We start from the raw sequence: 21,923 nt of genomic DNA, 5'->3' as shown, positions 1-21,923 counted from the left end.
CGGCACCAGCAACTCCGTCGAGCTTGCAGTCGGAAAACGGCAGCAACGGCCGTTGGGCTCCCGCAAACCCTCACCTTAAGCCTCGCAATGCACAAAAAATTGGCAAAACGGTACCTCGGCCCCGTAAAATCTCACCTTCGGTTCGCGTTTTCTCCCGTCTTGACTCACCGAAGGGGTTTACGCGCCCCGTATACCGCCAAAAATCGGGAGCAAAGACGGTCCTGAAAGCGCTCACCTTCAGGTGGGCCGGCCCTGGAACGCACGATCAAGCGCCGTCGGGCGATCCCCGACGAGAAGGTCCCGCAAAACCTCACCTTTGAACAAACCTGGTTTTTGGGGTGTCTCCCGAACCCGCTCACGTCCTGTCCCGGACCTGCTCACCAAGGCCCCCGAACTCCATCACTGAACCCTCCCGCAAGACCTCACCACCTCTCCCGGAAAGCTTCACCTTAGCGCCCTGAAACCCTTACCAGGTATAGCTTTGCCGTGGCGTTAACGTTTTTAACATGGGTTCAAAGGTGTTTACTTTTATTACTCTCTAGAATCTCCACCCCGTGCGTCCTTCAGACAAGGCCTCCAAACCACCTCGCCGCCATGACACGGTCGTGAAACAGTGCGCGATCGCTGAAAACACCGTAAATCCTCTTTCTTTACAAAGACTTGTTGGCTATTCTTCGTTTTGTTTCACGGAAAATCCGGCTGCATGATGTTTCCGCGATGCTTCCTGGGTGTTAACTGACGCCGATTCAGCAAAGACAGCCCCATGTCGATAAAAACGTAGCAAACGTTACGTAAATTGTTATGATTCATGCAATTCGAGCGACATCGAGGTATACATGAATCTGGATCAGTTACGGCAAACCATTCGCGACGAGCTCGACTCGATGCGAACCAGCGGCGCCCGTCGGCAAGAATTGTCGCTCCATGCCTGCAAGCGGTTGTTTTTTGATCTGGGTATTCGTCCGTCCATGGCGACGGTTCGCGACCTCACGCAGACCGGCAGCGCGAGCGATATCCCAAAAGACATCGACCATTTCTGGGAGCGCATCCGAAGCGTGTCGCGTGTCAAAGTTGGCGCCGGCGCCATTCCCAAAGCCTTGGAAGATCGTGCCGGCGAACTGTTGGGCGCTCTTTTCGAGGAGGCGGTCGTTCATGCGAGAACCGCGTTGGACGACGAACGTGCCGAAGTCCGCAACCAGATCACGGACGCCGATCAACGCGCTCGAGACGCCGAAATCCGGCTGGAAGCGTCCGAGGACGCGATCAAGCGCAGCGAATTGCGGGCCGAAGCCGCATGGGAAAAGGTCCGCGAGCTCGAAACCCGGTTATCCAGTGCGACCACGCACGGCAATGTTCACCAGGAAGGCTTGCAGGCAACGGTTCGGCGGCTTGATCAGGAAAACGAGACGCTTCGCCAGCGGCTCGACAATGAATGTGCGACCAACGCGACACTTCGCGACCGGATCGACGCATTGCACGTCGAATTGCGGCAAAACACCGAGCACTATGCGCAACAGATCAAAGACGCGATCGCCGAAGCCGAGCGACGCGTGAAGCCCATGCTGGTCGAGTTGGACTCCCTTCGCACGATGGCGGCGACTTATCAGTCAGCCGTACGCGACGCCAGTCGCAAGGAATTCGAGTTTATTCAGCAGATCGCCGCAGCCAAGGCGCGTGGAGACCGGCTCGATGCGCAACTGCGCGAACAATCGGATGACGTCGATACATTGACAAAACAAGTCACCGTGCTGCGTAGTCAGCAAGGGATCGCCCCGGAAATTGCCGGCTTGCTGTGTTCGCTGGTCGAAGCTGGGCGGCTTAGCAGCGAAGAGTTACGGGAAATCGGAACTGCCGCGGACGGTCACGTCGCTCTGCCCTTGCGATGCCCGAAATGTGAGGAAGGTGAGCCGGAGCTGTCGCAGGTCGATCACCGCTTCGAACTGCAATGTCCAGAATGTGATCACTCTTCCGGCCTCGGCGAATCAAGGCTGGAGGCGGTTAGTCGGTTTTTGTCGAATGACCCGATCGCCGGCTCGGCGTGGCGGTCCGGCGTCCCGCAATAACGGACAACAGCTAAAGGTGAGGAAATTCGGGACCCGAGAGGTGAGGATGTTCAGGGCTCGTTGCCTCCCCTTCTCCTCGTTAAACGTCCGTCACGCCTGGGTTCTGGCAAGGATGGCGCCGCAGGATCCGGTTTATCCAAAGCAGGTGAATCCTGCTGATCCGCCCACGTTTGCCACGCGCGATACAACCGGTTCGCCGATACGGCTTGAACAAAGCCGAGCCATTGCCCCACCAGTTCCGCCTCCACCCCGCTCTCAAAAAGATCCGCCGCGAACGTGTTCCGCAAGGTTTGCGGACTGGCTCGCGACGCACGCGACGCCGCGATGCCCGCCGCGTCGATCAGCGCGTCGACCGAACGCAGCATGGTGGCCTTGTGCATCGGCCGCCCGGATGGCGACGCGGGAAAAACCAGATTGCCGGCCAATTCCGACAGACGCCGCTCGGCAAGCCATGCGTCGAGTAGGGCTGTGGCGAAGGGCGCAAGCCGGGTGCGCCGCATCAACATGGGATTGGCCGACTCGATCGTGACCCAGGGCGATCCGACATTCACGCAACTAACCGAAAGCGCGCCAGCTTCCCCGGTCTTCAATCCACCGCCGAGAAACACGGCAATCAGCGCGCGATCGCGTCGTTCCCGCCAGCGCTGCGCGGCTGACAAATCCGGCAACGGCGAAAACAGATGCGCAATCAGCGCGGTACGTTCGGCATGGTTGAGAAAACCGGTAGGCTCATTGTCGCGTGCGTTTCGCCAGGCCGCTTCGCCATCTTGAGCAATGAATCGGGCGGGGTTGGTCGACGCGGACTCGATTTCACGCACATGGTCCAGCACCCGCTCGATCAAGCGCAAATAGCGGATGCGTTGAGGTTTACGAATCTCAAGGCCGCCGACAAATTCGGCGATGGTGTGCGTGTCGACCGTCACGAGACTCTTCTGGCGTACAGCCAGCCAATCGAGAAAGAGTCCCCATTGTGCCTGGTAGACTTCAGCGGACGAACGCCGGAAATGTTGATTGGCGAGCCATGCGTCGAATGCGATTTGCGGATCGCGGCGCCAGTCTTCGCGCTGCTGATCGAATAGATCGGTCGACGGCGTGGGCCGTGGAACCGGGTCGGACAGATGGTGAGGTGACATAAGCTATTCTTCCGTTAGTTGCGCACATTGTAGGTGGCAACCAGCGAAAAATCAGCCCTGAGTCAGTCGCCCCAAGCCCGCGCGCGTTTCAGCGGCGCGGCTTGCGCAACAGGTTGCGCGGCGCGGCGAGCCGCTTCTTCATAGGCGCAGACCGCGAACGCGAACACCGCGGGCAAGGCGGTAGACGTACCAAAGTCCACGCCATCATCGGTCTCGGGATAAGGCAGATCGGACGGGCGCTGAAACAGCCCGAGCATGATCGCGTCGTGCCGGCTGGCAAAGCCGAGGTCGGCCAGCGCCTCGGCCTCGACGGCATGCAGCAGTCGCCACGTAAGCGGCACCTCTTGCACGATGTAGCGCGCGGCGATATTGCGCACGATGCGTTCGAGATCGCGCGCTGCGGTTTGATAGCGCAGCGCGGCCAGAGCGTGGTCGGTTGTCAGGTCGTTCATTGTCGGCTCCAGTCGATATCCAGTACTGTACAAACATACAGTGTTTGGTGCAACCTCATCCGCCGAACAGCCACTCTCGCCACGCGCGACTAACGGTGAGCGGCCGCGTCAGCCGTGAATCACCACCAACAGGGCTTTCGCCTCGCCCTTGCCGGTGTTGCGGATCGCATGCGGCTCGTCGGCGACGTAACGCGCCGTGTCCGCCGTCTTGAGCCGTTTCGTTGTACCGGCCGCCTCGATTTCAATCGAGCCATGCAGCACAGTCAGATGTTCACGCGTACCGGGTTCGTGCGCGTTCGACACCAACGCCCCGCCCGCTTGCAGCGTCAATTCGTACCACTCGAACTTGCCGGCCAGCTCGATCGGCCCCCACACCCGCAATTGATACTTGGCTTCGTGCCCGCTCAGCGTGGGAATGTCGTGCGGACCGGAGACGGCGATCGCCTCCGGCGTCTTTTGCGGCGCGAACAGCGAATCGAGACTAACGCCGAGCGCATTGGTCAGCCGCCAGGCGACCGCGATAGTCGGATTCGCCTTGTCGCGCTCGATCTCAGATAGCATGGACTTCGACACGCCGGCTGCGCGCGACAGATCGTCGAGCGTCATGCGCCGTTCGGCGCGCAGACGCTGAATGTGTTCGCCGACACGCGGCGGCGCCGCGATTGCGGCCACCGGACCCGCGGCCGCGCCCGCAACAGACGCCGCAGCGGCCGCGGCGCGGCGAATACCCGAACTTGCCATTTCCTGACCCATCGTTTAGAGTTGTTCGATATATCGGATTTTAGTTCGAAAAAACGAAAATATCCGCTAAAACTGACAGCCGACTATAACAGGCCGCCTCGTGGTCGCACATGCCGAACACGCTGACCCGGGCGCTCTCACCCATTTCAGGAGTCTGGTTCATGCGTGACCAATACCTCGCCCATCTGCGCGGCACACTCGAGCAGATCCGCGCTGACGGCTTTTACAAGAATGAACGCGTGATCGCCAGCCCGCAGTCGGCCGATATCCGTCTCGCCAACGGTGCGGGCGTGTTGAATTTCTGCGCGAACAACTATCTGGGACTCGCCGACGACGCGCGTCTGATCGAAGCCGCCAAGCAAGGCCTGGATCACGACGGCTTCGGTATGGCGTCGGTGCGTTTCATTTGCGGCACGCAAAGCGTGCACAAGGAACTCGAGTCGGCGCTCGCCGCGTTCCTGCAAACGGACGACTGTATTCTCTACTCCAGTTGTTTCGACGCAAACGGCGGCCTGTTCGAAACACTGCTCGACGATAACGACGCGATTATTAGCGACGAATTGAACCACGCCAGCATTATCGACGGCGTGCGGCTGTCGAAGGCGAAGCGCTTTCGCTACAAGAACAACGACCTCGCCGATCTCGAAGCGCGGCTGAAAGAAGCCGACGCCGCCGGCGCTCGCTTCAAACTGATCGCGACCGACGGCGTGTTCTCGATGGACGGCATCATCGCCGACCTCGCCGGCATCTGCGATCTGGCCGACCGCTACGGCGCACTGGTGATGGTCGACGATTCGCACGCGGTGGGTTTCGTCGGCGAACACGGCCGCGGTACGCCGGAACATTGCGGGGTGCTGTCGCGCGTCGACATCATCACGGGTACGTTGGGTAAAGCGCTGGGTGGTGCATCGGGCGGTTACGTCGCGGCGCGCAAGGAAATCGTCGAGCTGTTGCGCCAGCGCTCACGTCCCTATCTGTTCTCGAACACTTTGACGCCGAGCATCGCCGCCGCGTCGCTGAAAGTGCTCGAACTACTCGCCAGCGAGGAAGGCGCGCAACTGCGCGCACGCGTACGCGAAAACGGCGCGCACTTCCGCGGCAAGATGAGCGCGCTTGGCTTCACGCTCGTGCCCGGCGAACATCCGATCATTCCAGTCATGCTCGGCGACGCGCAACTCGCCTCGAAGATGGCCGATGCCTTGTTGAAGGAAGGCGTCTACGTGATCGGCTTTTCGTTCCCGGTGGTGCCGAAGGGTCGCGCACGCATCCGCACGCAGATGAGCGCCGCGCACACCACGGAGCAGATCGATCGCGCCGTGGATGCGTTCGCACGCGTTGGCCGTGAACTTGGCGTGATCTGATCCGGAGCCGCACATGAAAGCATTGGCAAAACTTGAACGCGCACCGGGCCTGACGCTCACGGATGTCGCGAAACCTGAAGTCGGTCACAACGACGTGATGATCCGCATCACGCGCACCGCGATTTGCGGCACCGACATTCACATCTGGAAGTGGGACGACTGGGCGCAAAAAACGATTCCGGTGCCGATGCATGTCGGTCACGAATACGTGGGTGAAATCGTGGAGATGGGCCAGGAAGTGCGCGGCTTTGCGATCGGCGATCGCGTGTCGGGCGAAGGGCATATCACGTGCGGGTTCTGTCGCAATTGCCGCGCTGGTCGTCGGCATTTGTGCCGCAACACGGTGGGTGTCGGCGTGAATCGCGAGGGCGCGTTCGCCGAATACCTGGTGATTCCGGCCTTCAACGCGTTCAAGATTCCGCCCGAGATTTCCGACGACCTCGCCGCGATTTTCGATCCGTTCGGCAATGCCACGCACACGGCGCTGTCGTTCAATCTGGTCGGCGAAGACGTGCTGATTACCGGTGCTGGACCGATCGGCATCATGGCGGTGGCGATCGCGAAACATGTCGGCGCGCGCAATGTGGTGATTACCGACGTCAACGATTACCGGCTCGAACTCGCGCGCAAGATGGGCGCGACGCGTGCGGTGAACGTCTCGCGCGAAACGCTGCGCGACGTCATGGCGGATCTGCACATGGCCGAAGGTTTCGACGTCGGCCTTGAAATGTCCGGCGTACCGAGCGCGTTCACCAGCATGCTCGAAGCGATGAACCATGGCGGCAAGATTGCGTTGCTCGGTATTCCGCCGGCGCAGACCGCGATCGACTGGACGCAGGTGATTTTCAAAGGCCTCGAAATCAAGGGCATTTATGGCCGCGAGATGTTCGAGACCTGGTACAAGATGGTCGCGATGCTGCAGAGCGGGTTGGATCTGTCGCCGATCCTGACGCACCATTTCAAGGTGGACGACTATCAGGAAGCGTTTGCCACGATGCTTTCAGGCGAGAGCGGCAAGGTGATTCTCGATTGGACGACCGCTTGAGTTAGCCCAGCAATAACGCAGCGCAACACAACGCAACGACACCAAAACGCCCGCAGCGCGCTCACCCGCCTGCGGGCGTTTTCACGAACTCCGCCTGAATGCGCACATGAATATCGTCGCCCACGGCCGGATACCATGTCGCCAAACCAAACTTCGCGCGGCTGAAATGCCCCTCGGCTGAAAAACCGAGCGTGTCTTGCTTCGTCAACGGATCGGGGGCGAAGCCGTTGAACGTGACATCGAGCGTCACGGGCTGCGTGACGCCGTGAATCGTCAGATCGCCCGTCAACGTGCCGCGCGATTCACCCGTGCGCTCAAAACGCGTGCTCACAAAGCGAATCTCCGGATAGCGCTCCACGTCGAGCAGGCTGGCGCTTTTCACCATCTTGTCGAGCAGCGGCACGTTCGTATCGATGCTCGCGGCGTCGATCGTGATCGATGTCGTGCTCTTATCCAGGCCGCCTTCGTTCCAGTCGAGTTGTCCCTTCTTGCGATCGAAGCGGATCTGAAAGCGCGTGTACTTGAAGTGGTCGATGTCGAACGTCACGCTGGTATGGTTCGGGTCGACCTCGTAGCGCCCGGCCGGCACGCGGGCCTCGTTCTGGCTGACCGAATGCGTGAGCACCTGAATCGGCGTGCAGGCCGCCGCGCCTAGCAGTATTGCGCCGAGCAAGCCTCGCTTTAAGGCGCGCGCCAAGCTGACGCGCACTGTCGATGAGTTCATGACGTTCATTCCGGTTGACCGATCACGATCAAGATAGCAGGTCGCGTTCCTCATCCGCAAAACACATCGACACTTGACGAAGGAGAATGATCGTTCTACTCTTCGCACATGGCTAACGACCCTCAATCAGAATCCACGGCGTCAGGCAGCGCGCGCGACCGGTTGCTCGACGCGGCCGAGGCGTTGATTTACGCCGGCGGCATCCATGCCACCGGTGTGGACGCGATCGTCAAGCAGTCCGGCACCGCACGGAAAAGCTTTTACACGCACTTCGAATCGAAAGATGCGCTGGTGACGGCGGCACTCGAACGGCGTGACGAACGCTGGATGAACTGGTTTATCGCCGGTACGCAGCAACGCGGCAGGACGGCTCGAAAACGTCTGCTGGGCATGTTCGACGTGCTGCGCGAATGGTTCGAGTCGGCGGATTTTCACGGCTGCGCGTTCCTGAACGCGGCCGGCGAAATTGCCTCGGCGGACGATCCGATCCGGATCGTCGCGCGCAAACATAAAGAGCGCCTGCTCGAATTCGTGCGGACTCAGTGCGATGAGTTCGCGGCGGAGTCGGGCATGGAGGGCCGCCGTGTCGCGCGTCTGTCGCGTCAGTGGCTAGTGCTGCTCGATGGCGCGATTGCCGTGGCGCTGGTGAGCGGCGACTCCGATGCGGCACGCGATGCTCAGGCCGTAGCGCGCACCGTATTGGAGGCGGAGTCCGCCAGCAACGCCGACGCGCCCGCAGGGAAAGCGACCACAGCGTCTTCGAGCCAACCCGGCACGCCAGGCAAACCGACCAACCCAAGTAAACGCCCGCGCGTCCCGCGCACCGCAACCTGACCGAGTGAGGAAACATCATGGCCGACCCGACCGAAACCCGCCCGCCGCTGCCGCCGTTCACGCGCGAAACCGCGATCCAGAAAGTGCGTGCCGCTGAAGATGGCTGGAATACCCGCGACCCGGAGCGCGTGTCGCTCGCCTATACCGTCGACAGCATCTGGCGCAATCGTGCTGAGTTCACCAATGGCCGCGCGGAGATCGTTGGCCTCTTGCGCCGCAAATGGGCGAAGGAGCTCGACTACCGTCTGATCAAGGAACTCTGGGCGTTCACCGATAACCGTATCGCCGTCCGCTTTGCCTACGAATGGCACGACGATTCGAACAACTGGTTCCGCTCCTACGGTAATGAGAATTGGGAGTTCGACGAGCATGGCTTGATGGCGCACCGCCACGCGAGCATCAACGACATGCCGATCCGCGAAGCCGACCGTCTGTATCACTGGCCGCTCGGACGTCGTCCGGACGATCATCCGAGTTTGTCCGACCTCGGTCTTTAACCGCGCCTTCGAGAAAGCCGCCGCGTCTTCACGGCTCTGCCATCGGTTCTCCGGTATTGTTCTGCTTCCAGGCGGCAGGGGACGACTTGTGCCCGCGCGTCCGAGCGTGTCCTCCACATGGTCCGTGCGGGTTGAGGTACAGTGCGCGACGGGCGGCAAGCACGACTATCCAGAACATAGATGACGCCGGCGCTCGACCGGTGGCGGAGAAGACATGTATTTTCGGCAGATCAGGAAGACTATTCGACATACCGCGATTGCATTCGTCGCGAGCCTCGCCGCGGCATCCGCGGCGCACGCCGGAAGCTGGTGCGACGGTGGCGTGTGGGTCGACGCGATGCTCGGCTCGTATCACATCGATCCCGATCCCGGCACTCACTTCGAGCAATTCAACCCAGGCCTCGGTGTCGAATGCTGGCTGAACAACCAGTGGGCGCTGACGGCCGGCGGCTTTCGCAACTCGCTGCGCCGCCCTTCTTATTACGGCGGCGGTGTCTGGGCGCCGGAGTTCGCGCACTGGGGCATCGTGCGGCTCGCGGCGATGGGCGGGATCATCTCCGGCTATAACTATGGCAACTGGGGCTTGGGCCGCGATCATACGATCGGGCCGGTGCTCGCGCCGATCGTCATGGTCGAGTACAAACGCGTGGGCGCGAACTTCATCGTGATTCCACCGATTCCGTCGGATCATCTTCCGTTCACCATTGGGTTTCAGGTGAAGGTGAAGTTCTGATTGTGTGGCGTGGTTCTTCACCGTGAATAGGTGAACGTTTCCAGGATGGTGAGGAATTCCAGGAGATACGCCATTTCGACAAGCGGTGAGGATTTCCAGGGAAACGGCGTCACCGCGCTCACTGGTGAGGAATTCCAGGAGATCGCACCGTTGCCCTATGCGGTGAAGATTTCCACGGAAACGAGTTCACCGTGACTAGCGGTGAGACGTTCCAGGAGATGAGATCGCCTCAGCAAGCGGTGAGCGTTTTCGAGTCAGTGACTTCACCACGACGAACGGTGAGGCGTTCCAGGAGACGGCATCGTCGTGACTCGCGGTGAGATTATCCAGGAGCCAGATTTAACCTGATTTGACGAAAGTGGCTTGACGTAGCCCCTATTTCTTCGTGAGGCAGCCCGTCGCACGAAGAATCGCCTGACACCTTTAATACGCACCAACCGAATTGAGGTGAGACGTTCCAGGAGGTCGCTTGCAAAAGGTGAGCGATTCCAGGAGGTGAGTCAACTTCGCTCGGAGCCCGCACCTTCGATAGGGTGAGGATTTCCAGGGGGTCTCTTCGTCGCTATCAGAAAAGGCGGTGGCAAACCGGAACGGCCTCAACTCCAAAGGTGAGAAGATTCGGGATATGGCGAGGTGAGAATATCGCTACCTGTCCGCGCACTTTAAATCCAAAGGTGAGGGAATGCGGGAGCATGTGGTCCGCTTGTTCGGCGGCGATCCGCATAAACGAACCGGTCGGAAACGAACAGCCTGAGATCATGCGGCAGCGCTGAACGCAGTCAAAAAATTCACGTGGAGTGCTTTCTCCCATGACACCCAAGACCTTCGCCAAAGAGATCAAAGCCGCGCTCGGCCCGCTCGCCGACGCGCAGCGAGCCCCTGCGATGCGCGCCTACATGCGCGATCAGTTCGTTTTCATCGGCGTGCCCACGCCGCTGCGTCGACAAGCGGTGCTGCCGGTATTCAAGCGGCTGGAGGTGGAGAACGCCGAGCATTTACTGGCGTGCGCGCATGCCGTGTGGACGATGCCGGCGCGCGAATATCAATACGTCGCGACCGACCTGCTGGCGCGCAAGTGGAAGACGCTGGCGGTGGCGGATATCGAGCCGCTACTGGCGATCGTGCAGCGCGCTTGCTGGTGGGATTGCGTCGATCCGCTCGCGGGCGTGATCGGCGACGTGCTGAAGGCGGCCCGAACGCACACGCCGCAGGCCCAGGCCATCATGGATGCGGCGCTTCAGCACGAATCGCTGTGGGTGCGACGTGTGGCGATGATTCATCAACTCGGCTGGCGCGATCACACCGACGAAGCGCGTCTGTTCGGCTATGCGCAGTCGCTTGCGGCCGAAAGCGATTTCTTCATCCGCAAAGCGATCGGCTGGGCGCTGCGGGATTACGCGTGGCACGCGCCTCAAGCGGTGAGCGGCTTTCTGTCGGCTTCCGGCGACCTCATGTCACCGCTCACCGTGCGCGAGGCGTCGAAGCATTTGCCGGCGCATCGCTGACGAGCGGATTGACGAAACGCGGCAACCACCAGAACCTGTGGTGCCGCTCACGGCTTACGTATCCCCGCACGCCCCGACTCAATCCCCCCCGTTCGCCAGCGCAACCCGCGCCTTCGCCTCCGGGCTTCCCGCAACGAAATACTTCTTCGCCCACGACCCATCCGGCGCCAGCATCAATCGCTCGTGCGTGCCGTCGACCTTTTGCCGGATCGCCAACGCGCGTGCCCGGTAATGCTCATACAGCCGCAGAAACTCGGCAAGATAAATACCTGCAATGCGCCGATCGCGGATCTCCAGCAGGTTCTCGTCGTTGAAGTGTTCGGAGTTGTTGCTCATATTCGCCGAGCCGGTATAGACGATCGGATTCGCGCCCTCCGCGTCGATCACCAGAAACTTGTGGTGGATGATGACCGGCGCGTAGCTCGGCGCATGCTCGCCGGGAAACACGCGCATTTCCGGTTCGAACCCTGCCGGCACGGTGGCCGGTGAAAAATACTCGGCGTCGATCACGTCGTGCTTGTCGCGGCCGCGGTGGTACAACGCCATGTTGGCCAACGCCGTGGTCGCGACAGTTTTGCCCGCTCTCTGCGCGGCATCGGCTTCGTCGGCCGACTTCGCGCTGATGTGATTGACCAGGCCGAACATCATCTTGCCCTTGTCGCCCGCCGCGAAGCAGGCATCGCGCAGCGGCGCGTCGGTCGGCATGAACAGGCAGAACACCACCGAATGCTTCGCGTTGTCGATAGCGTCGACGATCGTATCGATCTGCATGCGCGACGTCTTCGGCTCCGGCGAAAAGCAAACGCGCACCTTGGCGCTACCTACCTGAATCGAGTCGGACCAACCCGGCGTGAGGTTCGCGGTGTCGGCAATTCCCGGATTACCCGCGAGCGCTTCGGCGCGATCACTGTAAAGCGTGGCCAATTCCGGCGACTCGAACAGATGCAGCACGTTGGCCTGTTCGGTGATGCCTTCGGTGGTGAAATTGGCGGAACCTGTGAGTACGCGCGCGGGCGATGCGTGCCCATTACCGTCATCCACGACGATGAACTTGTCGTGCATGATGTGCGTCTTGTCGCGTGGCGCAAAGGTGGCGACGTCGGCGAGTTGGTCGACGGCGGGCTGGTTCGGCGAAGGCGCCGGCGGCTTACCCTTCTGCTCCACCTCATGTGAGTCGTACACGATCGCCAACGCGGCCTTGCCTGCCTTCTTGCCGAACGCTTCGAAAGCGGGAATCGCCCACAGCGGATCGGTCAGGTGATACACCGCTGACGCCGCGCGATGCGCGTGGCCGAGCGTCAGCGCGAAGACGTCCTGCAAGTCGTTCGCGAGCCAGGTACGCAGGCTTAACGCCTGCTCGGCCGACGGTGCCGCATGCGGCGCCAGATGCAACGCGGCAACCTTGCGCGAGAACGCTTGTGAACTGACCACGGCGCGATTGAACCACGAGCCGACATTCGCTTCGATGTGCGCCGGCAATGTCAACCGGCATTCGGCCTTTTGCGCGTCCAGCAATTGCGGCGCGCCCGCTGTACCGACAACCGGATAGACAAGATAAGTGAATGACTTTTGCCGATCCGCTTCGTCGATTCGCGCATCCCACCACATGAATTTCTGAATAGGCGCCTCATTCGAGGGCGCGTCTTTTTGCGTGTCCGGCACGACGCCGGTGAACGTGAGCCGATTGGGCAGCCAACTGCTCGCCTCCCGTTCCTGCCCATCGGCCGACAGAAAGCCCGGTGTCCGTTTGATCGCGAAGCCGAGGAAATCTCGACGTATCGCGCCGTCGGGCCAGTCAAAGGCGAGCAGAACAAGGGTCGGGGACAGGTAGCTGCGGACGCTGACGTTCATCAGTGGACTCCACGATAACGAATGGCGTTTCAGTCTGGCCGCGCAGTTTGTTGGAATGGTGACAATCGCAAATATTGCCGGAGAAGGGTTATCGGCTTTTCATTCAAAAACTTTAGCTCTTTTTTTAGCAATTCTTAATGCGAATCGCAACAGGAGTGTAGTCATCGCTTAGTAACAAACCTCGGCAATACTCCGCAGCGCTGCAAGTCAGTCCATATTCCGCACAAAACGCGCTGCTCCGATCGAGGGTTGACGCGAAGGCCAGACCCCGGGGGGTTCAAATGACTATCCGTCATCGCATTACGCTATTGGTTGTTTTGATGTTCGTCGCCTTGTCGGCGATCGGCGGCTACGCCGTTTATCAGACGCGCGGCAGCGCGGCTGAAGTACGCAAGGTGACGGAAGGCGTGGTGCCCAGCGCGCTCGCTTCCGCCGACCTCGTCTCGCAAGTCAAGGACGTGCAACTGGCCACCATGACGCTGGTCTACGCGCCCGACGCCAACATGGTGACGCAGGCGCAGGACGAGTTGAAGAAGAAGAAAGCCTCGTTGCAACAGGCGCTCGCCGTGCAGGCGAAAGACGCCGCGAGCCATGCGCAGCAAGGTCTGGTTTCGCAAGCCAACGACAGCCTCGAGAACTATTTTTCCGCGATCACCGAAACGGCCAAGATGAAGGCCGACGGCAAGAACGAACTCGCCCAGGCCTATCTGTTCGCCAACGTCGCGCAATATCGCGATGAACTCGAAGGCATTGTCGAGACCTTGCGCGTCGAGAAGAATCGCCAGAAAGACGACGCGATCACGGCCTTGAACGCCACGTTGTCCACCACGACCACGGCGATTGCGATCGTCACCGGCATCGCGATCATTCTGCTGACGTCGATCGGCTCGCTGCTGTACCGCCAGATCACCCGTCCGCTGAGCCGCATGCAGGCCATGATGAGCGAGATCGCGTCGAGCCAGGACTTCACGCGCCGCGTGCCGGTGGGCCGGCTCGACGAGATCGGTCATTCGATCGTCGCGTTCAACGGCATGATCGAGAAGATTCAGGAAAGCTCGGCGCAACTGAAGCAGAAAACCGCCGACATTCAGGCGATGTTGCAGAACATGCAGCAAGGTATTCTGACCGTGGTCGACGGCGCGGTGATCCACTCGGAGTACTCGGCGTATCTGGAAGACATCTTCGAAACGAAAGATATTGCCGGCCGCGGCCTGATGGACCTCGTGTTCGGCGATACCGATCTCGGTTCGGACGCGCTCTCGCAGGTCGACGCCGCCGCGCATGCGTGCCTTGGCGAAGACTGCATGAACTTCGTGTTCAACCAGCATCTGCTGATCGGTGAGATTTCGAAGCGCATGCCCGACGGTCGCGCGAAAATCCTCGACCTGAGCTGGTCGGCGATTACCGACGAAAACGACGTGATCGTGCGCCTGATGCTGTGCGTGCGCGACGTCACCGAATTGCGCAAGCTCGCGGCGCAAGCCAGCGAACAGCGTCGTCGCCTCGACATGATCGGCGAGATTCTCGCGGTCAGCGAAGAGAAGTTCCATCACTTCATCGAAAGCTCGGCCGGGTTTATCAGTGAGAACGAGCGCATTATCCGCAAGCATTCGGAGGCGGATCACGCGGCAATTGCCGAGCTGTTCCGCAACATGCACACCATCAAGGGCAATGCGCGCACGTATAACCTGCAGCATCTGACCAACGTCGTGCACGAAACCGAGCAGAGCTATCACGAGCTGCGCCAGCCGGACGCGGACCGCCCGTGGGATCAGGATCACCTGATGCAGGAACTGACGCGCGTGCGTGAAGCGATCGAAAGCTACGCGAAGATCAACGAGCATAGCCTCGGCCGCAAGGGTAAGGGGCCGGCCAACGAAGCGGGCAACGCCGGCCGCTTCGTGATGGTCGAGAAAGACGACATTCAACGCACGCTCAGCATGCTGGACCAGACCAACGCGGGCGAACTGCACGAACTGCAATCCATGCGCGATGCGATGCGCCGCACGCTGCGGGGGCTGGGCAGCGAGAGCGTGGCCGACGCGCTGTCGGGCGTGCTGGATTCACTGCCGTCGCTGGCAAGCGAATTGGGCAAGCCGGCGCCGGAGGTGCGGATCGACGACAACGGCTACCGTCTGCGTGGCCAGGCGGGCCGCACGCTGAACGACGTGTTCATGCATCTGCTACGCAATTCGATGGATCACGGCATTGAAACCGCGGACGTGCGCGCTGCGCACGGTAAGACGCCGGCCGGCACGATCGATATCGAAGTCGGCGTGGATAGCGGCGCACTGCAGATCACGCTGAGCGACGACGGCCGCGGCCTCGCGCTCGAACGGATTCGCGGCATCGCGGCGGAACGCGGCTGGATCGACAGCGACGAACCACTCAGCGACGAGACGATTGCCGATTTCATTTTCCGGCCGGGTTTCTCGACCGCGGAAACGGTCACGGAAGTCTCGGGCCGCGGTGTTGGCATGGACGCGGTGCGGGCTTTCCTCAAGCGCGAGCACGGCAGCATCGAACTGCGGTTCACCGACGATCACAAGGGCGCGGCATTCCGTCAGTTCCAGACGATCGTTTGCCTGCCGGACAGCTTCGCGGTGGATACGCTCGGCGTGAACGCGCGCGGTGAAACCGGCGAACTGAAACTCGACGCGATGGCGGACTGAGCACGGGTCGATACGTGTCGCGATGAACTTCGCAAGGAATGGTTGTGATTCAACAGTATGGTTTAGCGGCAGCAGCAGCCGGCAGCGCGATCACCGCACTGCTGGCGTTTGCCCTCCACAAGCTGCATAGCGCGAAGCTGGCCGCACGTCTGCGTGCCGAAGCGGAAGCCCGGATCAATACGCTGATGGCCCAGCAGGTCGACCATGGCGACGTGCTGCGTCAGCGCGAGCAGGCCGAGCAGGAACTGCTCGCGCTGACCGACCAGTTGCGCGACGAGTTGCGGCAGCAGTCTGCCAGCGCCGAGGAACTGCGCGCGACACTCGACGCGCTCGCCGGCGACAAGGATCAGTGGACCCAGCAGGCTCAGCGTATCGCCAGCGAAGCCGCGCGTCTGAAAGGGCTGGGCGCGACCTTCGAGCGCTGGCACGAGCAGATGATTTCGCTGATGACGCAGAACCACGACATGCACGCGAAGAATCAGGAGTTGTCGTCGATCGTGCGGCATGTAGTGATCGTGTCGCTGAACGCGTCGATCGAAGCGGCGCGTGCGGGTCCGGCGGGCCGCGGTTTCGCGGTGGTGGCCAGCGAAGTGCGCGCGCTCGCGGCGCGCTCCGAAGAGTTGTCGAAGAGCTATCGCGACAGTCTGCATCGCAACGACCTGACCACCACGTCGACGTTCCAGGACATTCAGGCGGGCGGCAAGATGATCTCGGCGTCGCTGGCGAGCGTCGAGTCGCTTGCCAATCAGTTTTACGCGAAGCTGCATCAGGTGCCGGCGTGATTTCGGACCACGCCAAGGACAGCTTCGACCGCATTTTCCGCAAGGCGGCGCAGGCGCGCTTGCCGCTGGATTCGGGCGACCTGTTCGAGATCGCACCGATCGACGACGCGAGCGCCGGCACGACCCAGGATACGCAGGTGGTCGTTCTGACCATTTCGTCGATCGTGTACCGGCTGTTGCTGATTCTCCATTTCGACGAAAACGACAGCGCGCGCCAGTACTACCTGAAAGAGGCCGACGAGCGCTCGTTCAAGGAAGTCTTTCTGGAAATCTGCAATCTCTGCTGCGGGGCGATGAATCAGGAATTGCTGAACCACTTTCCCGACCTCGGCATGTCGACGCCGTATGTGCTGAACGCGCGTTGCCTGCCGCATCTGCATGAATTGAAGCCGGGGCTGCTGTCGTCGTACGCGATCACGCTCAACGGCGACGTGCGTCTCGCCGCGACGGTGTGCGTCTGCGCGCATGCGCCGATCGATTTCGTTGCGGATACAAGCGCGCTTGAAGAAACCAGCGGCGAGCTGGAATTGTTTTAACGACCCGGCGATTTGCCGCAGTGAGCAGGAACGCGACATGAACATGAACAAGCCGGTCAGCAAGGTGCTGGTGCTGGACGACTCGCCGGCGCACAAAGAAGCGCTGAAGCGGTTTTGCGACGAGAACAATCTGGTCGGCGTGAAAGTCGGCAAGAGCCGGTTGCAGTCGGTGCTGCGCTCGAATATCGATCTGGGCGCGGTGCTGTTCTCCGAGAGCTATGGCGGCTCGCTCGAAGCCAGCGCCGAGATCGCCATCCGGATCAACGCGGTGCGCCCCGAGTTGCCGATCATCATGCGGCGCGATAGCGAGGCCAGTGTGGACAGCTTGCCGGAGAGTCTGCGCCGGGTGATCTGCGCCGCCTATGTCGGACACGACATGGCGCCGCTGCGCCAGGTGATCGACGAATACATTTTCAGTCTGGACTACCCGAACGCGCTGGTGCGCGGTATCGCCGACATGACGCAGGCGATTCTCGGCGACGTGTTCAAGGATCTCGTCATTACGTGCGACACGCCGTATATCGTGCGCGACCGCATCATCTTCGGCGAAGTGTTCAGCCTGATTCCGCTGGAAAGCGCGTGGTGTCGCGGCTACATGATGATGCAGGCCGAAGAGGCGCCGATCCTCGACCTGCTCGATCGCTACCGGATGGTCGACCAGGCGCCGGACGGCGAAGCGGACTTCCGCGATCTGAATGGCGTGCTCGGCGAGGTGACGAACCTGATCTGGGGGTCGTTCAAGAACCGCTATGTCGGCGACGCGGACGCCTGGCAGCGCAGCCAGGTGCAGGTGCCGCTGCTGGTGAATCACAAGCACCGCTACATCTCGTTCGGCAGCGGCAATCCGCAATTGTGCTTCATGTATTGGCTGAAGGACCCGCAGTCGGGTCGCTCGGTCAAATTGCATCAACGTTTTGTGTTCAGCCTGAGCTGGTCGCCGGAAGACTTCAAGGAAGTCACGGACGACGTCGGCGCCATGGTCGAAGCGGGCGAACTGGATCTGTTCTGATTGTTGTCATAGGAAAAATCATGTCGAAAATTCTGGTGGTGGATGACTCGAGCACGGTGCGCGACGAAGTGGCCGGCTTTCTGAAGAAGAACGGCCTGGACGTCGATACGGCCGTGGACGGCAAGGATGGCCTCGCCAAGCTGAAGGCCAGCCCCGGCATAAAGCTGGTGATTAGCGACGTCAACATGCCGAACATGGACGGCCTGACGATGGTCGAGAAGATTCGCGGCGAACTCGCGAATACGACCGTCAACGTGATCATGCTGACGACGGAAAGCAGCCCGGCCATGAAGGAGCGCGGTAAGGCGGCGGGCGTCAAGGGCTGGATCGTCAAGCCGTTCAAGGGCGACGCGGTGCTGGAAACGTTCCGCAAGCTGGCGAGCTGAAATCGGTAAGAGCGGCGGCAAAAGCGCGGTCAACGCGCGGGGTTTCGCCAAAGGTGAGGTTTTTCGGGAGCCGCCCGCCCGTGATTTGCAAAGCATGATTCGCTATAACGGCGGCGGTTGAAACACGCTAGTCTCCCAATGACTGTGAACGACCCGGGACGACGAGTGATGGCCGCGATACCTTCAGGCAGTGCTGGCGCCGTAATGGCGGATGCGGTCGCCTCGTTCGTGGCTGGGGCTGTGCCAATGCCCATGCCCATGCGTCTGCCGGCGCAGGCCGCTTGAGGCGAGGCCGACATGTGCCAATTGCTCGCCTTGAGCTGCGCCGAACCCACCGACGTCAGTTTCTCGCTGACGGGTTTCGCCGCGCGCGGCGGTCTCACCGACCATCATGTCGACGGCTGGGGCGTGGCGTTCTACGAAGACCGCGCGTGCCGCGTGTTCGTCGACGAAAAGCCGGCGTATCAGTCGCCGGTCGCGGCCTTTCTGAAAAACTATCCGATCAAGTCACGCAATGTCGTCGCGCATATTCGCAAGGCGACGCAGGGTGGCGCGCGCGTCGAGAACTGCCATCCGTTCATGCGCGAGTTGCGCGGCCAGCAATGGGTATTCGCGCATAACGGCGATTTGCGGCCGCTCGGCGAACCGGAGCCCGGTCCCTATGCGCCGGTCGGCACGACCGACAGCGAAGCCGCGTTCTGCTTCATCATGAACCGCCTCTACGCGCATTTCGCGGCGAATGCAGACACCAGCGCCGACAACGTCGACGCCCTGTTCAACGTCATCGAACAGGCGACGCGCACGCTGAACACCTTCGGCATTTTCAACTTCGTGTTGTCGAACGGCCAGGCGCAATTCGCTTATTGCTCGACGCGACTCTCGTACGTGATTCGCCATTGGCCATTTTCGAGCGCACGCCTGGTCGACGGCGATCTGAGCGTTGACTTTGCCGAGCGCGGCACGCCTGCCGATCGCACCGCGGTGATCGCCACCACGCCGCTAACCGACGAAGTGTGGACCGCCTGCCAGCCGGGCGATCTGCTGATGTTCCGCAGCGGCGCGCTAGTGCGCCGCGCCCACGTCGCCGTTCCCGGCGACGTGCTCGCCACGTCGAAATACGCGCTCTCCGAGCAGTCCGCCGTGCCGGCCTGACCGCTAGCGGGGTCGCGCACGGTTGCGTTCATATTCATCGAAGATTTAGTTAGTTTGCCGACGCCCGCTCGTCTCGTATCGTTTCGCCAGTTTTAAACAAATACAACATCGATACGGGAACACACGAACCATGAAGCGTCTTACTCTCCTCGCATTGCCCGCCGGTCTTCTTCTGGCGGCAGGCGCACAGGCACAAAGCAGCGTCACGCTGTACGGTATCGCCGACGCCGGCATCGCTTACGTCCACAACGCACAAGGTGCGAACGGCCAGAACCAGTCGTCGCTGGTGAAGTTCAGCAGCGGTAACGTCTCCGGTAGCCGTTGGGGCCTCAAGGGCACCGAAGACCTGGGCGGCGGTCTCGCCGCGGTGTTCCAGATCGAGAACGGCTACAACCTCGGCACCGGCACGCTGGGCCAGGGCAGCCGCGAATTCGGCCGCAAGTCGGTGGTCGGTCTGTCGAGCAGCACGTTGGGTACGGTCACGTTGGGCCGCCAATACGATCCGATCGTCGATCTGGTTCAAGGCCTCACCGAAGACAACTACTTCGGCGGTACCTTCGCTTCGCCGGGCGACCTGGATAACTACGACAACAGCCTGCGCGTCAGCAACTCGATCAAGTACGTGAGCCCGCTGTTCGCCGGCTTCCAGGTCGAGGCGTTGTATGGCGTGGGCGGCGTGGCCGGCGCGAGCGGCAACGGTCAAACCTACAGCTTCGGCGCGGCCTATGCGAACGGTCCGCTGTCGCTGGGCGCCGGTTATTTCTACGCCAACTGCGGCAATACGACGACCGGCAACGTGCGGACGTGGACCAGCAGTTCCGACTCGCTGTTCAACACGGTCATCAACTCGGGCTTCGCGAGCGCGAAGTCGATTCAGATCGTGCGGGTGGGTGGACAGTACGTGATCGGCGCGGCAACGCTCGGTCTTGCGTATTCGAACACGCAGTACGCGACCGACGCGTTCTCCGCGTACCACAGCACGGCGAAGTTCAACAACGGCTCGGTGTTCTTCAACTATCAGATCACGCCGGCGTTGCGCACGGGGGTGGGCTACAACTACACGTCGCTGACGGGCCCGAGCTCGGCGCATTACAACCAGGTCAACCTCGGTGCGGATTACGCGCTATCCAAGCGCACCGATCTGTATGCGCTGGCCGGGTACCAGAAGGCGAGCGGCAACACGTTGAACGCGAGCGGCAAGGTGGTGAGCGCGCAGGCCTCGATCGGCAGTTTTGGCGTCAACTCGGGGACCAGCAGCCAGGAGCTGGCGGTGGTCGGCATCCGTCACAAGTTCTGATTGTTTGCATGAGCGCACCGGCCGTCGCCACGGCGGCCGGGCTCGCGAATGGCTTCATCGCGGTCAAAGGTGAGGATATTCGGGAGCCGACGGATTTCACGCCATCCGTGAGTCCGTCACGTCATTCCGCCTCACCTTCCAGCAATTCCGACGACGATTCCCGCAAGCAGTCGCTGAACAGATCCGCTGCCGGCGCCGACGTATCCGCGCGCCACACCAGCACCACTTCACCCAGCGGTTCGAGCGGCGCGAGGGGCAGCACGCGCATGCGCCCACGGCTCACGTGATGCCGCGCGACCGAAAGCGGCAGGATCGACACGAAGTCCCCGCGAATCAGCAGCGACAGATTCAACGTGAGCGAACTGGATTCGAGCGCACCGCGATCGAGTGCAATGCCCTGCGCGGCGAGCGCTTCGACGAGCGTCGCAAAGGCGGGCGAGCCGCGTAACGGCGTGATCCAACGCACTGAGCGCAGATCGTTCCAGCTCACCGGCAGATCGACCTTGCCGAGCGGATGACTCGCGCCCACCACGAACACGAACGGCTCGCGATGCAGCGTCTGCTGGCTCAGCACGTCCTGATTGTCGGCGATGCGATTGCGTCCTAACGCGAGATCGAGCTCGCCTTCGTCGAGCATCCTGACCAGCTTGTCGAGCGTCGTTTCGACGAACGACAGCGTCGCGCTCGGCGCACGCCGCATGAACAGTTCGACCGCGTGCGCGATCAACGGCTGCGGAATCGTCGTGACCGCGCCGAAGCGCACGTGACCGGCCGTGCCGGTGGTCAACGCGCTGACGTCGCGGCGTGCCAGTTCGATATGCCGCAGAATCTCGCGGCCGCGCGCGGCTATCACGTTGCCGATGCCGGTCAGCTCGACCGCATTGCCTACCCGCCTCGCGACGGGCACGCCCAACGCTTCCTCGATTTCACCGATCTGCTTGGAGATGGCCGGCTGCGTCACGTGAAACGCGGCCGCCACGCGGGTGACCTGGCCGAGCTCGGCGAGGCTCACCAGTATGCGCAAATGCGGTAGTTTCAGACCGCTGCGGAAGAAGCGGTCGATAGAGTCGTTTTCAGGCGTTGCCACCCGGATTGCCTCATGAACATAACTAAACGGTAATGACCTGCGCCGAAACAGTGATTTGCAGCG

General features: G+C 61.4%; 20 protein-coding genes. 14 read left to right on the top strand and 6 right to left on the bottom strand.

Features of this window, described 5'->3' with window-relative positions; genetic code table 11:
* The first annotated feature begins 836 nt into the window (after positions 1-836).
* Positions 837-2,063, top strand: coding sequence for a DNA-binding protein (locus BX591_RS17645; protein WP_111932672.1), 1,227 nt, complete (start codon positions 837-839; stop codon positions 2,061-2,063).
* 50 nt (positions 2,064-2,113) lie between these two features.
* On the opposite strand, the gene BX591_RS17640 is transcribed toward BX591_RS17645, so the two are convergent.
* From BX591_RS17640 to BX591_RS17630, 3 genes are all read right to left on the bottom strand, one after another.
* Positions 2,114-3,196, bottom strand: a complete 1,083-nt coding sequence (locus tag BX591_RS17640; RefSeq protein WP_111932671.1) for a tyrosine-type recombinase/integrase — start codon at positions 3,194-3,196, stop codon at positions 2,114-2,116.
* Between the two features lie 62 nt (positions 3,197-3,258).
* Positions 3,259-3,648: a DUF2471 family protein gene (locus BX591_RS17635; protein WP_111932670.1), complete on the bottom strand. Its 390-nt coding sequence runs from the start codon at positions 3,646-3,648 to the stop codon at positions 3,259-3,261.
* Positions 3,649-3,756: 108 nt separating this feature from the next.
* Positions 3,757-4,401 carry a helix-turn-helix domain-containing protein gene (locus tag BX591_RS17630; protein WP_111932669.1) on the bottom strand — a complete coding sequence of 215 codons (645 nt, stop codon included), beginning with the start codon at positions 4,399-4,401 and terminating at the stop codon, positions 3,757-3,759.
* A 149-nt stretch (positions 4,402-4,550) separates the two neighbouring features.
* Between BX591_RS17630 and BX591_RS17625 the strand changes: the two genes are divergently transcribed.
* Positions 4,551-5,750, top strand: a complete 1,200-nt coding sequence (locus tag BX591_RS17625; RefSeq protein WP_111932668.1) for a glycine C-acetyltransferase — start codon at positions 4,551-4,553, stop codon at positions 5,748-5,750.
* A 13-nt stretch (positions 5,751-5,763) separates the two neighbouring features.
* Positions 5,764-6,795: an L-threonine 3-dehydrogenase gene (gene tdh, locus BX591_RS17620; protein WP_111932667.1), complete on the top strand. Its 1,032-nt coding sequence runs from the start codon at positions 5,764-5,766 to the stop codon at positions 6,793-6,795.
* A 61-nt stretch (positions 6,796-6,856) separates the two neighbouring features.
* On the opposite strand, the gene BX591_RS17615 is transcribed toward tdh, so the two are convergent.
* The gene (locus BX591_RS17615) at positions 6,857-7,519 is read right to left on the bottom strand and encodes a YceI family protein (RefSeq protein ID WP_111932793.1); all 663 of its coding nucleotides are present in this window, start codon (positions 7,517-7,519) and stop codon (positions 6,857-6,859) included.
* A gap of 108 nt (positions 7,520-7,627) precedes the next feature.
* Here BX591_RS17615 and BX591_RS17610 point away from each other — a divergent pair, with 108 nt between their 5' ends.
* The 4 genes from BX591_RS17610 to BX591_RS17595 all read left to right on the top strand — a co-directional run bounded on the left by BX591_RS17610 (position 7,628) and on the right by BX591_RS17595 (position 11,088).
* Positions 7,628-8,353, top strand: a complete 726-nt coding sequence (locus tag BX591_RS17610; RefSeq protein ID WP_111932666.1) for a TetR/AcrR family transcriptional regulator — start codon at positions 7,628-7,630, stop codon at positions 8,351-8,353.
* 17 nt (positions 8,354-8,370) lie between these two features.
* Positions 8,371-8,850 carry a nuclear transport factor 2 family protein gene (locus BX591_RS17605; RefSeq protein WP_111932665.1) on the top strand — a complete coding sequence of 160 codons (480 nt, stop codon included), beginning with the start codon at positions 8,371-8,373 and terminating at the stop codon, positions 8,848-8,850.
* A gap of 214 nt (positions 8,851-9,064) precedes the next feature.
* Positions 9,065-9,583 carry a hypothetical protein gene (locus BX591_RS17600; protein WP_111932664.1) on the top strand — a complete coding sequence of 173 codons (519 nt, stop codon included), beginning with the start codon at positions 9,065-9,067 and terminating at the stop codon, positions 9,581-9,583.
* Positions 9,584-10,392: 809 nt separating this feature from the next.
* Positions 10,393-11,088 carry a DNA alkylation repair protein gene (locus BX591_RS17595; RefSeq protein ID WP_111932663.1) on the top strand — a complete coding sequence of 232 codons (696 nt, stop codon included), beginning with the start codon at positions 10,393-10,395 and terminating at the stop codon, positions 11,086-11,088.
* A gap of 78 nt (positions 11,089-11,166) precedes the next feature.
* Here BX591_RS17595 and BX591_RS17590 read toward each other — a convergent pair whose 3' ends face one another.
* Entirely contained in the window at positions 11,167-12,939 is a 1,773-nt protein-coding gene (locus BX591_RS17590; RefSeq protein WP_111932662.1) for a phospholipase D-like domain-containing protein, read from the bottom strand.
* 281 nt (positions 12,940-13,220) lie between these two features.
* Here BX591_RS17590 and BX591_RS17585 point away from each other — a divergent pair, with 281 nt between their 5' ends.
* From BX591_RS17585 to BX591_RS17555, 7 genes are all read left to right on the top strand, one after another.
* Entirely contained in the window at positions 13,221-15,611 is a 2,391-nt protein-coding gene (locus BX591_RS17585; protein WP_111932661.1) for an ATP-binding protein, read from the top strand.
* A 44-nt stretch (positions 15,612-15,655) separates the two neighbouring features.
* Positions 15,656-16,393 carry a methyl-accepting chemotaxis protein gene (locus tag BX591_RS17580; RefSeq protein WP_111932660.1) on the top strand — a complete coding sequence of 246 codons (738 nt, stop codon included), beginning with the start codon at positions 15,656-15,658 and terminating at the stop codon, positions 16,391-16,393.
* Positions 16,390-16,929, top strand: a complete 540-nt coding sequence (locus BX591_RS17575; RefSeq protein WP_111932659.1) for a hypothetical protein — start codon at positions 16,390-16,392, stop codon at positions 16,927-16,929. Before BX591_RS17580 ends, BX591_RS17575 begins: the two co-directional genes overlap by 4 nt.
* A gap of 37 nt (positions 16,930-16,966) precedes the next feature.
* Positions 16,967-17,938, top strand: coding sequence for a chemotaxis protein CheX (locus BX591_RS17570; RefSeq protein ID WP_111932658.1), 972 nt, complete (start codon positions 16,967-16,969; stop codon positions 17,936-17,938).
* Between the two features lie 20 nt (positions 17,939-17,958).
* Positions 17,959-18,324, top strand: coding sequence for a response regulator (locus BX591_RS17565; protein ID WP_028196001.1), 366 nt, complete (start codon positions 17,959-17,961; stop codon positions 18,322-18,324).
* A 297-nt stretch (positions 18,325-18,621) separates the two neighbouring features.
* Positions 18,622-19,476: a class II glutamine amidotransferase gene (locus tag BX591_RS17560; protein WP_111932657.1), complete on the top strand. Its 855-nt coding sequence runs from the start codon at positions 18,622-18,624 to the stop codon at positions 19,474-19,476.
* Between the two features lie 130 nt (positions 19,477-19,606).
* Positions 19,607-20,773 (top strand): porin, encoded by a 1,167-nt coding sequence (locus BX591_RS17555; RefSeq protein WP_111932656.1) that lies wholly within the window; start codon positions 19,607-19,609, stop codon positions 20,771-20,773.
* Positions 20,774-20,894: 121 nt separating this feature from the next.
* Here BX591_RS17555 and BX591_RS17550 read toward each other — a convergent pair whose 3' ends face one another.
* Positions 20,895-21,866 (bottom strand): LysR family transcriptional regulator, encoded by a 972-nt coding sequence (locus BX591_RS17550; protein WP_111932655.1) that lies wholly within the window; start codon positions 21,864-21,866, stop codon positions 20,895-20,897.
* Between the last annotated feature and the right edge of the window lie 57 nt (positions 21,867-21,923).

It is taken from the genome of Paraburkholderia bryophila, assembly GCF_003269035.1.
In the GTDB taxonomy this organism is placed as follows: domain Bacteria; phylum Pseudomonadota; class Gammaproteobacteria; order Burkholderiales; family Burkholderiaceae; genus Paraburkholderia; species Paraburkholderia bryophila.
This window is presented reverse-complemented; position numbering and strand designations above follow the sequence as displayed.

Excerpts from the sequence above, each read along its gene's own strand:
- BX591_RS17585 (WP_111932661.1), top strand. The coding sequence starts at position 13,221 with ATGACTATCCGTCATCGCATTACGCTATTGGTTGTTTTGATGTTCGTC.
- BX591_RS17645 (WP_111932672.1), top strand. The coding sequence starts at position 837 with ATGAATCTGGATCAGTTACGGCAAACCATTCGCGACGAGCTCGACTCG.
- BX591_RS17560 (WP_111932657.1), top strand. The coding sequence starts at position 18,622 with ATGTGCCAATTGCTCGCCTTGAGCTGCGCCGAACCCACCGACGTCAGT.
- BX591_RS17555 (WP_111932656.1), top strand. The coding sequence starts at position 19,607 with ATGAAGCGTCTTACTCTCCTCGCATTGCCCGCCGGTCTTCTTCTGGCG.
- tdh (WP_111932667.1), top strand. The coding sequence starts at position 5,764 with ATGAAAGCATTGGCAAAACTTGAACGCGCACCGGGCCTGACGCTCACG.
- BX591_RS17595 (WP_111932663.1), top strand. The coding sequence starts at position 10,393 with ATGACACCCAAGACCTTCGCCAAAGAGATCAAAGCCGCGCTCGGCCCG.
- BX591_RS17625 (WP_111932668.1), top strand. The coding sequence starts at position 4,551 with ATGCGTGACCAATACCTCGCCCATCTGCGCGGCACACTCGAGCAGATC.
- BX591_RS17570 (WP_111932658.1), top strand. The coding sequence starts at position 16,967 with ATGAACATGAACAAGCCGGTCAGCAAGGTGCTGGTGCTGGACGACTCG.
- BX591_RS17615 (WP_111932793.1), bottom strand. The coding sequence starts at position 7,519 with ATGAACTCATCGACAGTGCGCGTCAGCTTGGCGCGCGCCTTAAAGCGA.
- BX591_RS17610 (WP_111932666.1), top strand. The coding sequence starts at position 7,628 with ATGGCTAACGACCCTCAATCAGAATCCACGGCGTCAGGCAGCGCGCGC.
- BX591_RS17635 (WP_111932670.1), bottom strand. The coding sequence starts at position 3,648 with ATGAACGACCTGACAACCGACCACGCTCTGGCCGCGCTGCGCTATCAA.
- BX591_RS17640 (WP_111932671.1), bottom strand. The coding sequence starts at position 3,196 with ATGTCACCTCACCATCTGTCCGACCCGGTTCCACGGCCCACGCCGTCG.
- BX591_RS17630 (WP_111932669.1), bottom strand. The coding sequence starts at position 4,401 with ATGGGTCAGGAAATGGCAAGTTCGGGTATTCGCCGCGCCGCGGCCGCT.
- BX591_RS17605 (WP_111932665.1), top strand. The coding sequence starts at position 8,371 with ATGGCCGACCCGACCGAAACCCGCCCGCCGCTGCCGCCGTTCACGCGC.
- BX591_RS17600 (WP_111932664.1), top strand. The coding sequence starts at position 9,065 with ATGTATTTTCGGCAGATCAGGAAGACTATTCGACATACCGCGATTGCA.
- BX591_RS17590 (WP_111932662.1), bottom strand. The coding sequence starts at position 12,939 with ATGAACGTCAGCGTCCGCAGCTACCTGTCCCCGACCCTTGTTCTGCTC.
- BX591_RS17565 (WP_028196001.1), top strand. The coding sequence starts at position 17,959 with ATGTCGAAAATTCTGGTGGTGGATGACTCGAGCACGGTGCGCGACGAA.